Origin of the sequence: Streptomyces sp. NPDC048507 (assembly GCF_043199995.1) — a bacterium.
Classification (GTDB): Bacteria; Actinomycetota; Actinomycetes; order Streptomycetales; family Streptomycetaceae; genus Streptomyces.
In genome coordinates, this window is the sequence record NZ_JBICWZ010000001.1 from 366,945 (window position 1) to 380,460 (window position 13,516).

The window sequence follows — 13,516 nt, forward strand, 5'->3', positions numbered from 1 at the left end:
TCAACACAAGTCAACGGTTATGGATCAATGACCAGCAATATGGGTGTAGTCGAGGCGCGCCGCCCCAGGTGAAACGACGTATGTGCCAGTGGCTGATACGCTGTATCTCATGCCGAGGACTTCTTCCGCCCTGGACCGCGCCACCCCGGAGGCCATCGCCGTCTGCGCGCTGCGGATCCTCGACGAGCAGGGCCCCGGCGCGCTCAGCTTCCGCGCCCTCGCCGACCGCCTCGGCGTCTCCCACGCCACCGTCCAGCGCCGCTGCTCCGACCTCGCCGGACTGCTCGACCTGTGCACCGAGCACCTCGCCGCGCGACTGCCCGACATTCCCGCCGGCACCGACTGGGCCGAAGCCGCCGAACAGCGGTTCGGCGCGTTCTACCGGCTGCTCACCGCCCACCCCGGGCTGCTCGTGCTGCGCGGCGGCCGCCCCTGGCTCGGCCGCCAGCTGCTGGCCCGCCTCGTCGAGCCCGCCCTCGCCGACAGCGTCGCCGCCGGGATGAGCCCCGCCGAGGCCATGACCGTCTACCGCCGCATGTACCTCCTCACCCTGGGCAGCGCGGCGTTCGTCGACCACCGGGACCCGGACGCCGCCACCGCCGCCTCCCGCGCCGCCCTCGCCGCGCTGGATCCGGCCGAGTTCCCGGTGCTGACCGGCGGGCTGGCCGGCGTACTGCCGCCGCTCACCGACCACGAGGTGTACTACGGCGCCCTGCGCCAGCTCATCGCGGCGGCCCGGCCCGCCCCCTGAGCCCCCGTCTCCGAGACCCACCGCCCCGAAAGGCAGCCCGTCCATGGAACAGCAGCTCGACCACGCCGCCGTCCGCGCCGCCGCCCGCCGGATAGCCGGGACGGTCCGCCCCGCCGCCGTCGTGCCCGCCGCCGAAGGCGTCTGGTACGCCCTGGAGTACCTCCAGCACACCGGCTCTTTCAAGGCCCGCGGCGCGCACAACTTCCTCGCCGCCCACCGCGAGGCCGGCTCGCTCCCCGCCGCCGGGGTCACCATCGCCTCCGGCGGCAACGCCGGTCTGGCCTGCGCCTGGGCGGCCCGCGCCCACGGCGTGCCCGCCACCGTGTTCCTCCCCGTGGGCGCGCCCCGCGTCAAGGTCGACCGGCTGCGCGGCTACGGGGCCGACGTACGCCTGGTCGGCGAGCGGTACGCCGAAGCGCAGGCGGCCTGCCGGGAGTTCGCCGCCGGCAGCGGGGCCCTGAGCAGCCACGCCTACGACCACCCCCTCGTCGCCGCGGGCGCCGGCACCCTGCTGGAGGAGATCCGCTCCGCCCTGCCGGGGCTGGACGCCGTCGTCGTCGCGGTCGGCGGCGGGGGCCTGTTCGCCGGCGTCGCCACCGCCGCGCGGGAACACGGGGTGCGGGTGGTCGCGGCCGAGCCGGAACACTGCCGCGCCCTGAACGCCGCCCTGGAGGCGGGCCGTCCGGTCGACGTCCCCGTGGACTCCGTCGCCGCCGACTCCCTCGGCGCCAGCCGGGTCTCCGCCGACGCCCTGGCCGCCGCCCGGGCCGGGAACGCCACCTCCGTCCTGGTCCCCGACACGGCGATCACCGCCGCCCGCCGGGAGCTGTGGGAGGAGCACCGCATCGTGGTCGAGAACGGGGCCGCCACCGCCCTCGCCGCCCTGCGCGCCGCCCCGGAGCCCCTCGGCGAGCGGGTCGCGGTCGTCCTGTGCGGAGCCAACACCGACCCGGCCGGCCTCTGAGCGGTACGGGAGCCCGGAGCCCGGCCGTCCCGTCCGGGCCCGGACCCGCAGAGACGGCCTACGCGTCGTCCCGCTCGTCCCGTACGACGACCACCGTGCTCGCGGCGTACTGGACGACCTGCTGGCTCACCGAGCCCAGCAGCGCGCCCCTGATCCCGCCGTGGCCCCGGGTGCCGACCACCGTCAGGGCCGCCTCTCGGGAGGCCTCCACCAGCACCCGGGCCGGCGGGCCCTGTTCGACCCTGCGGAAGACCGGGACCCCGGGGGAGGCGCCGACCGCCTCGGCGACGGTGTCCGCCAGGCGCTGGCGCGCGCCCTCCTCGGCGGACGTCAGCGCCGCCTGCTCCACGATGCCCACCGCGAACGGATTGGTGTTCCACTGCCAGCTCATGACGGCGTGGACCCGGCTCCCGGTGGCCCGGGCCTGGCCGACGGCCCAGCGCAGGGCTTCCTTCGAGTGGTCCGAGCCGTCCACTCCGACGACGATCAGGGGCTCGACGGTCTCACTCACGGCGGGTTCCTCTCGGTTCGTCCGGATCGTCCTCTTCCCTTCCCTGTATACACGCAGGAGGGAGTCCGGCCCCGAACGACCATCGTTGCGGCGGCCGAAGACTTTCGGGTACAGCCCGCCCGGTCCGTCCCCTGCGAGGGTCGCAGGGTCCACACGGAACGCGACGGCACGGAGGAACGGGCGATGGCTCAGCGCAAGGGATGTCTGATCGGCTGCGGAGTCGCGCTGGTGGTGGGGATCGGAATCGTCATCGCGCTGTTCTTCGGGTTCTCCAAGGTGCTCGACATCGCCGACAAGACCCTGGTGGACCCGAAGGTGTACGCGCAGGTCGCGGTCGGCGACCCCGAGCCGGAGGTCCGCGCGAAGCTCCCCTCGGGCGAGACCTTCGTCAAGGACGCCCTCAAGAAGGGCGGCCCGGCCGAGCCCGCGGGCAGCACGTGTGCCTGGTACGTGTCGACCGCGACCAGCGGCGATGACGTGCTCCGCTTCTGCTTCAAGGACGGCAGGCTCGCGGACAAGGCCCAGTACGCCATGAAGTAGTCCCGGGCGGGGCGGCGCGGGCGGCCCTCAGCCGGTTCTGCGGATGCGGACGAGCGCGTGACGCGCCTCGGCGGTGGGCGGAGCCTCGCTGCCGAGCACGTCCACGAGGGTGGGGTACAGGTGCGCCAGGGCGGTCAGGGCCCGCTGGCTCCGCCCGGACCGTTCGAGGAGCAGCGCGAACTGGAGCCGGGCGTCGAGCAGCAGGAGGTCGTCGGAGGGGCGGGACGGGGCCAGGCTCTCGGCGAGCGCCGAGAAGGCGCGGCGGGCCTCCTCGGTCTCGCCCAGCCGCAGGAGGCAGTGGGCCGCCCTGGAGCGGCAGTCGGCCGCGAGGTCCTCGTCGCCCGCGGCGGCCCACTCCCGTGCCAGCGCCGTGTACGCGGGCAGGGCGGCTTCGTAGCGCCCGCGGTCCCAGAGGTCGAGCGCGGCAGCGGCGCCGGCCGCGAGGGGTGCGGCAGCCGCGGTCCTGCTCTGGACGGGGGGCGGGAACGCGCCGACGGGCGGCTGTGCGGGAGCCGGGAACGCGGCGCCGGACGGCTGTGCGTGAGGCTCGGACGCGCCGAGGACGCGTCCGAGCCGCCGTCCCAGGGCGTGGGCCGAGGCGGGACGCCGTCCCGGAAGTTTGGCGAGGCACTCCATCACGAGCCGGTCGAGGGCCGGATCGATGTCCGGACACCGGTCCCGCAGGGGTTTCGGTTCCTGGTCGCAGTGCCCCCTCATGAGGGCCAGGGGCGGGCCGGTGAAGGGGGTTTCGCCGGCCAGCAGTTCGTACAGCATGCATCCCAGTGCGTAGAGATCGCTGTGGGCGGTGACGAGGCTGGGTGCGTCGAACTGTTCCGGCGCCATGTAGGCACACGTGCCCAGCAACTGGCCGTCGGTGGTCAGCCGGGCCTGGGCGGCCCCGGGCATGGCGGCCACGCCCAGGTCGATGACCTTCACGTCCTCGTCCTCGGTGACCATGATGTTCGCCGGCTTCAGGTCGCGGTGGACGACGCCCTCGCCGTGCAGGTGGGCGAGGACCTCGCTGATCCGTGCGGCGATGTTGACGGCCTGCGCGGCGGAGAACCGGCGGCCGCCGGTGAGGACGCGTTCGAGGTCCGTTCCGCGTACGAGTTCCATGACGATGTAGGGGTTCGCCGTATCGGGGCCCAGCCGGGCGTCGTAGACGGCGGGGATGCCGGGATGGTCGAGCCGGGCGATCAGGCGGGCCTCCCGGCGGAAGCGCTCCCTGAGCATCTCCTCCTCCGCACTGCGGGGACCGGCGGCCAGGCGCGCGGGGTGGATGGTCTTGAGTGCGACGTGCCGGTTCAGTTCCAGGTCGTAGGCCTGCCACACGAACCCCATGGCGCCGTGCCCGATCTGGCTGCGGAGCTCGTAGCGGCCCTCCAGAACGCGGTAGTCAGTGGCCATCGCGGCAGTCGCTCTCCGGGCTCTCCGCGCTCTCCGGGGCTTCCGCGTGCTCTGCGATCTCGTGGATCTCGTCGGCGAGCTGTTCCAGGGTGCCTTCGCCCGGCACCAGCCAGTGGCGGGTCCCGGCGACGGCGACCGGGGCGTCCTGCCGTCCGGCCCGGGTCCAGATGTGCCGCACCAGGCCGGAGGGCGAGTACTGCTTGCCGTCGGCGGCCCAGACCAGGGGGCGGCTCTGGTCGTTCACCCAGGTGGCGAGGAAACGGCGGGGGTCGTCGTTGAGCCATGCGTCGAGGGCCGATTCCTCTGCCGGGCCGGGCCGGTAGACGACCTGGGTGCCGTCGGAGATCCGTGCGTGGCCGACCAGGAGGTGCACGCTGTTGGGCCGGCGGAGGCGGCGCGGGGGTCCGCCCGTCGCCGGAGTGAAGGAGTCCTCGTCGCCGTGGAGCGCGGGGAGTGCCTGGAGGACGGTGGCCGCCAGGTCGCGACACCGTTCCGGACTGGCGAACACCCGGTTCAGGAAGGTCTGGTGGCCGAACTGCGCGCGCACCACGGTGTCGAGGAGCGACAGGACCCGCCGGGTGAGTTCCGGCACCCGGGCCAGCGCGGCCTCCGGCTCGTCCGTGTCGTGCGGGCCGACCGCGCGGAACACGAGGTGGGCGACGAGCAGGCTGCCACGGTCGCAGATCGCGGCGGCGCGGCCTTCGAGGGTGGGCGCCAGTGCGTGCAGGGACTCGTTCACCGTGCGCACCAGCCGGACCGCGTGCCAGATCGTCCGGGCCGGCGGACGGGGCTCGAACAGCCGGGCGTAGGCGCCGTCCGGCGCCGGATCCCACAGGGACGAGCTGTCGCCCCGGAGCCTGGCCACGAGGGCCGGGTCGGGGTCGGCGCAGGCCAGCGCGGTCGCGGCCTCGACCACGGTGCACCCGGCGTCGCCCACGGGGGCGAGCGCCCCGCGCCGGGACACGTACTCCTTGCCGAGGGAGACGAGGAAATCCGCCCGGATGAGTGCCTGCTGGGCATCGAGCGCGATGAAGTCGCGGGACTCCACACGGTTCTGCGCGTGACCGGCCGACGTGATGCGCGCGGCGAGGCCCTCGTCGGCGCCGCTGACGCAGATGACGCGGACGAGCACGTTCGCCCGTGCCACGGCATCCGGGTGGTTCTGGTGGGCGTGGGCGATCGAGGTGATCGTCTGTGCTCCGTTGACGACGCGCGCGTTGTGCAGGACGAGCCGGGCGGGGCGGCGGCCGGAGATGAAGGGGGAAGCGCTCACGGAGTCGCACAGCACCGTGATGCCGTTGTTGAGGTACCCGAAGCTCTGCGGATCCTCGGCCAGGGTCGTGCTGATGGCGTGGTTGACCGGGGTGGGACCCAGGTGGCGCCGGATGTTGTGCTCGTAGAGCCTGGCCCCGAACTGCGCGTGCCAGTCGGCGGGTTCCAGGGCCGAGGCCATCCCCGTGTACGTCACGTGCGGAAGCGTCCCGAGGTGGAACCCGCCGGTGAGGGTCAGGGAGAGCTCGATCGGTGGTGGGGCCGTGTCGCTGAGGATCGCGGAATGGAAGTCGGTGATGTCGAGGACGCGTACGTCGACGACCTCCGCAATGGTGTTGTAGGCGCCCATCGCACTCGTGAGCAGGGCGGAGACGTCGGGCGCCAGGCGGCCGTCGCCCGCCACGGCCACCACGAGGTGGATCTTGCAGTGGGGTGAGGCGAGGACCGTGTCCAGGCGATCGGCCAGTCGCTGGAAGCGGAGGTTGAACTTGTCGTACTGCAACTCCGTCAGCCGGTTCAGCCCGTCGAGCAGCTTCAGGATGTCCGTGGTGGCGAGTCCGGCCCGTCCGCGGTCGTGCCATTTGGCCTGGACCAGCCAGATCTCGGGGGCTTCGCGCGAGAAGACGAGGGCGTCGATGCCCCGGTCGTCACGGCCGTCGATGACGCAGTCGGCGGCCTCGGCCGAGTCGATGTCGGCCAGCAGGCGTGCGGCGCGTGCGGCGAGCGCCCGTGACCGGAAGATCCGTTCGCGCTGTTCCTCGGGGACGGCGGCGCAGTCGCTCAGGTCGATGAGCCCGCCGAACTCACGCGTGAGCGCGTCCCTGATGAACCCGATCTGCGGGCCGTCGGACTTCGTACCGTCGCGCATGACAGGTTCTCCGTGCTCTCAGGGCAGGTCGGGGGCGTACTCGACCGTGAGCGGGCTGGCCACGAGGCAGGGTGCGGCGCCGTGGGCGGCGGGGAAGCGGGCCGTCACGCGTGCGTAGCCGCGGGTCCAGGGCGCGGCCCCGGTGTGGCCGGGCGCCGAGTCGATCGCGTGCAGGAGGCCGCGGACACCGTCGTCGGGGAGCCCGGCAGGGGAGGAGGTGGCGTCGGCCGAGGGGTCCTGCCGCAGGGACAGGGCCTGCACCACGTGTCCCGCCTGGGTCAGGAAGGTGCTCCCGACGCTGTCGCCGCCCGTGATGCCTTCGAGGGGGAGCCCGTCGACCTGCGCGGGCGGCTGCCCGAGCAGGTGGCGGGCCGAACCGTGCAGCAGCAGGCGGCAGCCCGTCCCGTCCTCGTACGCGGGTTCCTCGCCGGGTGCGGGATCGGCGAAGAGGACCATCTGGCGGAAGCGGCCCGTGAGGGAGATCTGGCGCAGCGGGGCCTCGAAACAGACCCAGTGGCCGGGCCGCAGGTCCGGCTGCGCGAACCAGCGGGCGGACTCTCCGAGGTGCTCGGAGACCCGGTCCAGATGCCGCTGCCGGGCCTGCTCGGTGTCCGTGACGGGGGCGTCGAGCTCGATTCCGCCGAAGGGCGTGGACAGGCGCAGTGCCGAGGTCCGGCGGAGCCTGCGCGGCGCGGCGCTGAACTGGCGCAGCTTGTTGTCCGAGACGTAGATGAACTCGCGCAATGCAGCCCCCCGGCCGAGTGGGTCTCCCCTTGAGGGGATCATCTTGCCACTCGTGCCGTCCGCCGGGTCCCGCACTCCGGTCCGGCGCGAGGCACGGAGGGTCTCCGTGGACGTGCCGCGGGCCGTGAACTGCGCCACACGTTCCCGCCGTGTCCCCTCCGGATGCCCGGGGCCGGGGGGCGGAGAAGGGCCGGTTTGGTTATGCACCTAGTTGCAAAATGCTGTGCGCGTCGCTAGAACAGGTGGACCACCCCGCGCGAGGAGACGCCCACCCATGAGCCAGTACCCGCACCTGCTGAGCCCCCTGGACCTCGGGTTCACCACCCTGCCGAACCGCGTGATCATGGGCTCGATGCACACCGGGCTCGAAGAGCACCAGGGCGGCTTCGAGCGCCTCGCCGCCTTCTACGCCGAGCGCGCCCGCGGCGGCGCCGGGCTGATCGTCACCGGCGGCATCGCTCCCAACGACGCCGGCCGCCCCTTCGAAGGGGGCTCCCGGCTCACCAGCGAGGACGAGGCCGCCGAGCACCGGGTGATCACCGAGGCGGTGCACGCCGAGGGCGGGAAGATCGCGATGCAGATCCTCCACTTCGGCCGGTACGCCTACCACAAGGAACTGGTCGCCCCCAGCCCCCTCCAGGCGCCCATCAGCCCCTTCGTCCCCAACGAGCTCACCGACATCGAGGTCGAGCGGACCATCGAGGACTTCGTCCGCGCCGCCCGCCTCGCGAAGCTGGCCGGCTACGACGGCGTCGAGATCATGGGCTCCGAGGGGTACCTGATCAACGAGTTCATCGCCGCCGCCACCAACCGGCGCACCGACCGCTGGGGCGGCGCCTACGAGAACCGGGTGCGCTTCCCGCTGGAGATCGTCCGCCGCACCCGCGCGGCCGTCGGCCCCGACTTCATCCTGATCTACCGGCTCTCCATGCTGGACCTGATCCCCGGCGGCTCCACCCTCGACGAGGTCGTCCACCTCGCCAAGGAGGTCGAGGCGGCCGGCGCCACCATCATCAACACCGGCATCGGCTGGCACGAGGCCCGCATCCCCACCATCGCCACCTCCGTCCCGCGCGGTGCCTACACCTGGGTCACCAAGCGCCTGATGGGCGCCGTGAGCGTGCCCCTCGTCACCAGCAACCGCATCAACACCCCCGAGATCGCCGAGGAACTGCTCGCCGACGGCCGCGCCGACCTGGTCTCGCTGGCCCGCCCCTTCCTCGCCGACGCCGACTTCGTCGCCAAGGCGGCGGCCGGGCGCCCCGAGACCATCAACACCTGCATCGGCTGCAACCAGGCCTGCCTCGACCACACCTTCAGCGGCAAGATCACCAGCTGCCTGGTCAACCCGCGCGCCTGCCACGAGACCGAGCTCGTCCTGTCCCCGACCCGGACGAAGAAGAGCGTCGCCGTCGTCGGCGCCGGACCCGCCGGACTCGCCTGCGCCGTGTCCGCCGCCGGCCGCGGCCACGCCGTCACCCTCTTCGAGGCCTCCGGCCACATCGGCGGCCAGCTCGACGTCGCCCGGCGCATCCCGGGCAAGGAGGAGTTCGAGGAGACCATCCGCTACTTCGCCAGTCAGCTGACCGCCGGCGGCGTCGAGGTCCGCCTCGACACCCGCGCCGACGTCGAGACCCTGGCCGGCTTCGACGAGGTCGTCGTCGCCACCGGAGTCACCCCGCGCACCCCCGCCATCGAGGGCGTGGAGCGGGAGAACGTCGTCAGCTACCTCGACGTACTGCGCGACGGCGCCCCCGTCGGCGAGCGCGTCGCCGTCGTCGGCGCCGGCGGCATCGGCTTCGACGTCGCCGAGTTCCTCACCGACAGCGGGGAGGGCGCCTCCCAGGACCCCGAGGTCTACTTCCGCCACTGGGGCGTCGACACCGCCTACACCGGCCCCGGCGGCCTCACCGCCCCCGAGCGGCCCGCGCCCCCGCGCCGGGTGCACCTGCTCCAGCGCAAGACCACCAAGGTCGGCGCCGGGCTGGGCACCACCACCGGATGGATCCACCGGGCGGAGCTCAAGCACCGCGGGGTCGTCTCCGTCGCCGGAGCGACGTACGAACGGATCGACGACGAGGGCCTGCACATCACCGTCGACGGCGAGCCGCACCTCGTCCCCGCCGACACCGTCGTCCTGTGCACCGGCCAGGAACCGCGCCGTGACCTGTACGAGGCGCTGCGCGCCGCCGGGGTCGCGGCGCACCTGATCGGCGGCGCCGACGTGGCCGCCGAACTCGACGCCAAGCGGGCCATCCGCCAGGGCACGGAGCTCGCCGCCCGCCTCTGAGGCCCCCCGGGCAAAGGCAGTTGTGGCGGCCCGCCCCGGGCCGCCACAATCTCCGGGTGACGCTGACACCGGCAGAGGCCGACACGATCCTGCACGACAACTTCGCCCCCTGGGTGCTCGCCCTCGGCCTCACCGTCGAGGAGACCGGCGAACGGCACGCCGTCCTGCGCCTGCCCTGGTCCGACGCCCTCGCCCGGGACGGCGGCGGCCTCAGTGGCCAGGCCCTGATGGCCGCCGCCGACACCGCCACCGTCATCGCGATCAGCTCCGCCCGCGGCGGATACGGCCCGATGACCACCGTCCAGCAGTCCACGAGCTTCCAGCGGCCCGTGAGCGGCACCGACGTGCTGGTCGACGTGCGCGTCACCAAACTCGGCAAGCGGATGGCCTTCGCCGACGTCACCCTGACCCCGGAGGGCGGCCACGAGCCGGCCGCCAAGGCCTCCACGGTCTACGCCCTGCTCGGGTGAGCGTGGGCGGCGCCCCTCGGCATCCGGAGCCGGAACCACTCGGCCGGAACAGGGACTTCACCGTCTTCTGGCTCGGCCAGGCGCTCTCGGTGATCGGCGGGTCCATCTCGCTGCTCGCCCTGCCGCTGCTGGTCTACGAGGCCACCGGCGACGTCGCCCAGCTCGGGCTGCTCACCGCCGTCTGCGGAGCCACCGGGATCGCGACGAGCACCTTCGCCGGTTCCGTCGTCGACCGGACCGACCGGCGGCGCCTGATGATCGGCTGCGACCTGCTGCGCGCCGTCCTGCTGTGCGCGCTGCCCCTGCTCTGGCTCTGGCCGGGCGCCCCGCGGATCTGGCTGCTGTACGCGCTGTCCGTGCCGGTCGTCGTCCTGAAGACCCTGTTCGACGTGGCGTACGTGACCGCCGTGCCCGGCCTGGTCCCGCCCCGGGACCTGACCGCGGCCAACGGGCGGCTGATGAGCACCTTCGCCCTCGGCACCCTGCTCGGGCCGCTGGCGGCCGGGCTGATCACCACCGGCGCCGACGCGGGCCTGGCCCTCGCCGTGGACGGGGCCACCTTCGCGGTGTCGGCGCTGAGCCTGCGCTGGGTGCGCTTCGGCCGCCACGGCGACGGACGCGGCCGCGCCGCGGCCCGCGGCGGCTTCCGGGAGACGTTCCTGACCGGGTTCCGCTTCCTGTGGGCCCAGCCCGTACTGCGGTCCCTGACGGTCCTGCTGACCCTGCTGACCTTCGTCACGGTGGGCGCCACCGATCTGCTGGTCTACCGGATCCGGGAGGACCTCGGCCGGTCCGCCGCCACCCTCGGCTACGTGATCGCGGTGAGCGGGACCGGCGCGGTCGCCGCCTCCTTCGCGGCCGGGCCGCTGCGCCGCGCCCTCGGGTTCGGGACCTGCTGGCTCGGCTCCACCGCCCTGATCGGGCTCGGGGTGGTGCTGACCGGGGTGAGCCGGAGCCTGCCGGTGATCGCGCTCGCGGCGGCGGTGTTCATGTTCGGACTCACCCTGGGCGGCGTCTGCTCCATGACCCTGCGCCAGGAGATCACCCCGGGGCCGCTGCTGGGCCGGGTCACCTCCGCCTTCTGGACGGTGCACAACGCCTCCGGGCCGGTGGGCGCGGCGGTGCTGACCCTGCTGGCCGCCCGGCACGGCGTCCCGGTGGTGAGCCTCGGCGCGGGCGCGCTCTGCCTCCTGATCGTCGGAGCCGGGCTGCTGACCCCGCTGCGCGGGAGCCGCCCCGGCGCGGCTCCCGGCGGCCCGGCGGCGCGGGTCCCGGCGCGCGCCCGGGACGCGGGTCTGGGATCGTGAGGCCGTGGGGCCCGCAGGGGCCCCGCGCGGACGCCGTACGCGCAGCACGCGCGGGTACGCCGTACGCGCACGACGTACGCCCGGAGGTGCGCCGATGGCCGGACAGTTCGAGGCGACCGTGGAGGTCGACCGGCCCGTCGAGGAGGTGTTCGCCTACCTCGCCGACGGCCGCAACGACCCCGAGTTCAGCCCCCGCGTACAGCGGATCACCAAGACCCCGGACGGCCCCACGGCGCTCGGGACCGTCTTCCGCAGCACGGTGAAGGACGCCGGGATGAAGACCGGCCGCGAGTTCCGCATCACTGCCTTCGAACCGCCGGGGCTGATCCGCTGGAGCGAGCTGAGCCGCAACCTGGTGACCGCCGAGGGCGGCTACGACCTGGAGCCGCTGCCCGGAGGCCGTACCCGGGTGCGCGTCTTCAACACCCTCGAAGGGCACGGCCTCGGCAAGCTCCTGGTCGGCTTCGCGCTGGGTGCGGCCCGCAAGGACGCCCCCGCCTTCGGACGCCGCATCAAGGCGGCGGCGGAGGCGTCCCGGCCGCGCTGACCACCGGCGCCGGGGACGCTGCGGCGGCTACGGTCAGAAGCGCTGCGGCACCGCCGGGAACGGCAGCGGCAGCGGACCCTCGGGGCCCGTACCGCGCCGTGCGGCGCCCGGCTCGGTCCGGCAGGTCACGTCCGCGCCGGGCAGCCGCCCCGTGGCCAGGTACGCGTTGACCGGGGCGTTCGCGCAGGATCCCGGATCGGCCAGGTACACGCCGTGGCCCTCGCCGCCGAGCGCCAGCACCATCCGCGAGCCCTTCAGCGAGCGGTGCAGCCCCTGCCCGCTGACCAGCGGGGTCTGCGAATCCCACTCGTTCTGCACGGTCAGCACGTCCGCGCGGGCCTTCATCGGCGTCGCCGCCTCCAGCGGCCGCTGCCAGAAGGCGCACGGCTTGATGCCGGAGGCCATGTCTCCGTAGAGCGGGTAGCGCTGCTTGTCCTTCGCGGCGTCGCGCCGGTAGCGCTCGGGATCGCGCGGCCAGGCATCGGTGTCCCCGCATACGACGGACCAGAAGACGGCCGTCCCGTTGTCCGGGGCGGGTTCGGCGGGTCCGGCGGGCGCGGATGCCGAGGGCCGTCCGGGCTCCGGCCGCAGGGTCTTGAGCAGCTCGCCCGCCGACGGGCCGGGCGGCAGCGGCTTCCCCTCGGCCGCCGCCTTGAGCGCACTGACGAGCGGGGCCGCCGTCGCCGGGTAGAAGAACAGCCCCCGGGCGGTGCGGATGTCGTCACCGCTCAGCTTCTGGCCGTCGAGCACGATCGGATCGCGGTCCGCCCGTGCCACCAGGTCCCAGAACGTCCGGGACACCGCCTGCGGGGTGGTCCCGAGGTGGAACTCGCCGTCGCGCTGCGCCGTCCAGCGCGTCCAGCGCGCGAACGCGGGCTCGGCCTCGGTCGCCCACACCTGGAACATGCCGCGCCAGGCGCGCTGCGGGTCGACCCCGCTGTCGAGGACGAAGCGGTCGGTGCGCTGCGGGAACATCTGCGTGTACACCGCGCCGAGGTAGGTGCCGTACGAGTAGCCCAGGTAGGAGAGCTTCCGCTCACCCAGGGCCGCGCGGATCGAGTCCAGATCGCGGGCGGTGTTGCGGGTGGTGACGTACGGGAGGACGTCGCCCGCCTTCTCCCGGCACTTGTCGGCGACCGTGCGCGCCCAGGCCACGTCGGCGGGGTAGGTCTCGGGCCGGTACGCCCGGTCGAAGTTCTGCTCGGCCTCGGTGAGACCGCAGGTGATCGGGTTGCTCCGGCCGACGCCGCGCGGGTCGAAGCCGATCAGGTCGTACCGGTCCCTGACCTCCTGAGGCATGGAGGTGTCGGCCATCAGCGGCAGATCGAGGCCCGAGCCGCCGGGACCGCCCGGGTTCATCAGCAGCACCCCGTGCCGGCGGGCGGGGTCGCGGCTCTTGATCCGGGATATCGCGAGGTCGATCCTGCGCCCCTCGGGCCGCCGGTAGTCGAGCGGAACCTTGATGGTCGCGCACTCGTACGCGGCCGGCTGCTCGGCGTCGCACCGGTGCCAGGACGGTTTCCGGGGCTGGTAGCCGGCCGGGGGAGCGGCGGCCGGGTCGGCGGCCGCCTGCGTCGCGGACAGCAGCGGGAGGGCGGTGGCGAGGAGGCCCGCGGCGGCGAGGAGGGACGCGACGCGGGGCGGGCGCGCGGCACGCGGACGCGGCGCAGTGGGCGGAGCCGGCGGGTTCATCGGCGGGTTCAGGCGCACGAGGAGCCGTTCCTTTCGGAGAAGAGGGGCGGTTCCCTGCTCACCCTGGGGGACACGGCGGCCCGGCGAATCATCCCGAAGGGCGGCTCTCGTGCGCTCGTGTGCGCCTCACGAACGAGTGCAATTCCGGACAAC

At 73.8% G+C, this 13,516-nt stretch carries 12 protein-coding genes; 7 read left to right on the top strand and 5 right to left on the bottom strand.

What is annotated here, in order from left to right; genetic code table 11:
- Positions 1–109 precede the first annotated feature (109 nt).
- Together ACGFXC_RS01700 and ACGFXC_RS01705 are read left to right on the top strand one after the other, a co-directional pair.
- Positions 110–751, top strand: coding sequence for a TetR/AcrR family transcriptional regulator (locus ACGFXC_RS01700; protein WP_393708443.1), 642 nt, complete (start codon positions 110–112; stop codon positions 749–751).
- Between the two features lie 43 nt (positions 752–794).
- The gene (locus ACGFXC_RS01705) at positions 795–1,715 is read left to right on the top strand and encodes a serine/threonine dehydratase (RefSeq protein ID WP_393708445.1); all 921 of its coding nucleotides are present in this window, start codon (positions 795–797) and stop codon (positions 1,713–1,715) included.
- 58 nt (positions 1,716–1,773) lie between these two features.
- Here the strand turns inward: ACGFXC_RS01705 and ACGFXC_RS01710 are convergent, their stop codons facing one another.
- A complete protein-coding gene (locus ACGFXC_RS01710; RefSeq protein ID WP_393708446.1) occupies positions 1,774–2,226 on the bottom strand; it encodes a universal stress protein in 453 nt (150 codons plus the stop codon).
- A gap of 183 nt (positions 2,227–2,409) precedes the next feature.
- Between ACGFXC_RS01710 and ACGFXC_RS01715 the strand changes: the two genes are divergently transcribed.
- Positions 2,410–2,766 (top strand): hypothetical protein, encoded by a 357-nt coding sequence (locus tag ACGFXC_RS01715; protein ID WP_393708448.1) that lies wholly within the window; start codon positions 2,410–2,412, stop codon positions 2,764–2,766.
- A gap of 27 nt (positions 2,767–2,793) precedes the next feature.
- Here the strand turns inward: ACGFXC_RS01715 and ACGFXC_RS01720 are convergent, their stop codons facing one another.
- Genes ACGFXC_RS01720 through ACGFXC_RS01730 form a run of 3 tightly spaced genes read right to left on the bottom strand, consistent with a single transcriptional unit; the run spans position 2,794 to position 7,057 of the window.
- Positions 2,794–4,173, bottom strand: coding sequence for a protein kinase (locus tag ACGFXC_RS01720; protein ID WP_393708450.1), 1,380 nt, complete (start codon positions 4,171–4,173; stop codon positions 2,794–2,796).
- Entirely contained in the window at positions 4,163–6,313 is a 2,151-nt protein-coding gene (locus ACGFXC_RS01725; protein ID WP_393708452.1) for an AIPR family protein, read from the bottom strand. Before ACGFXC_RS01725 ends, ACGFXC_RS01720 begins: the two co-directional genes overlap by 11 nt.
- 18 nt (positions 6,314–6,331) lie before the next feature.
- Entirely contained in the window at positions 6,332–7,057 is a 726-nt protein-coding gene (locus tag ACGFXC_RS01730; protein WP_393708454.1) for an SAVMC3_10250 family protein, read from the bottom strand.
- A 274-nt stretch (positions 7,058–7,331) separates the two neighbouring features.
- Here ACGFXC_RS01730 and ACGFXC_RS01735 point away from each other — a divergent pair, with 274 nt between their 5' ends.
- The 4 genes from ACGFXC_RS01735 (at position 7,332) to ACGFXC_RS01750 (ending at position 11,671) form a co-directional block, all read left to right on the top strand.
- Entirely contained in the window at positions 7,332–9,347 is a 2,016-nt protein-coding gene (locus ACGFXC_RS01735; RefSeq protein ID WP_393708456.1) for an FAD-dependent oxidoreductase, read from the top strand.
- A gap of 56 nt (positions 9,348–9,403) precedes the next feature.
- The gene (locus ACGFXC_RS01740) at positions 9,404–9,817 is read left to right on the top strand and encodes a PaaI family thioesterase (RefSeq protein WP_393708457.1); all 414 of its coding nucleotides are present in this window, start codon (positions 9,404–9,406) and stop codon (positions 9,815–9,817) included.
- A complete protein-coding gene (locus ACGFXC_RS01745; protein WP_393708459.1) occupies positions 9,814–11,124 on the top strand; it encodes an MFS transporter in 1,311 nt (436 codons plus the stop codon). Before ACGFXC_RS01740 ends, ACGFXC_RS01745 begins: the two co-directional genes overlap by 4 nt.
- 94 nt (positions 11,125–11,218) lie before the next feature.
- Positions 11,219–11,671, top strand: coding sequence for an SRPBCC family protein (locus ACGFXC_RS01750; protein ID WP_393708461.1), 453 nt, complete (start codon positions 11,219–11,221; stop codon positions 11,669–11,671).
- A gap of 33 nt (positions 11,672–11,704) precedes the next feature.
- Here ACGFXC_RS01750 and ACGFXC_RS01755 read toward each other — a convergent pair whose 3' ends face one another.
- Positions 11,705–13,363 carry an alpha/beta fold hydrolase gene (locus ACGFXC_RS01755; protein WP_393709581.1) on the bottom strand — a complete coding sequence of 553 codons (1,659 nt, stop codon included), beginning with the start codon at positions 13,361–13,363 and terminating at the stop codon, positions 11,705–11,707.
- Positions 13,364–13,516 lie beyond the last annotated feature (153 nt).

Excerpts from the sequence above, each read along its gene's own strand:
- ACGFXC_RS01700 (WP_393708443.1), top strand. The coding sequence starts at position 110 with ATGCCGAGGACTTCTTCCGCCCTGGACCGCGCCACCCCGGAGGCCATC.
- ACGFXC_RS01705 (WP_393708445.1), top strand. The coding sequence starts at position 795 with ATGGAACAGCAGCTCGACCACGCCGCCGTCCGCGCCGCCGCCCGCCGG.
- ACGFXC_RS01715 (WP_393708448.1), top strand. The coding sequence starts at position 2,410 with ATGGCTCAGCGCAAGGGATGTCTGATCGGCTGCGGAGTCGCGCTGGTG.
- ACGFXC_RS01720 (WP_393708450.1), bottom strand. The coding sequence starts at position 4,173 with ATGGCCACTGACTACCGCGTTCTGGAGGGCCGCTACGAGCTCCGCAGC.
- ACGFXC_RS01725 (WP_393708452.1), bottom strand. The coding sequence starts at position 6,313 with ATGCGCGACGGTACGAAGTCCGACGGCCCGCAGATCGGGTTCATCAGG.
- ACGFXC_RS01735 (WP_393708456.1), top strand. The coding sequence starts at position 7,332 with ATGAGCCAGTACCCGCACCTGCTGAGCCCCCTGGACCTCGGGTTCACC.
- ACGFXC_RS01750 (WP_393708461.1), top strand. The coding sequence starts at position 11,219 with ATGGCCGGACAGTTCGAGGCGACCGTGGAGGTCGACCGGCCCGTCGAG.
- ACGFXC_RS01755 (WP_393709581.1), bottom strand. The coding sequence starts at position 13,363 with ATGAACCCGCCGGCTCCGCCCACTGCGCCGCGTCCGCGTGCCGCGCGC.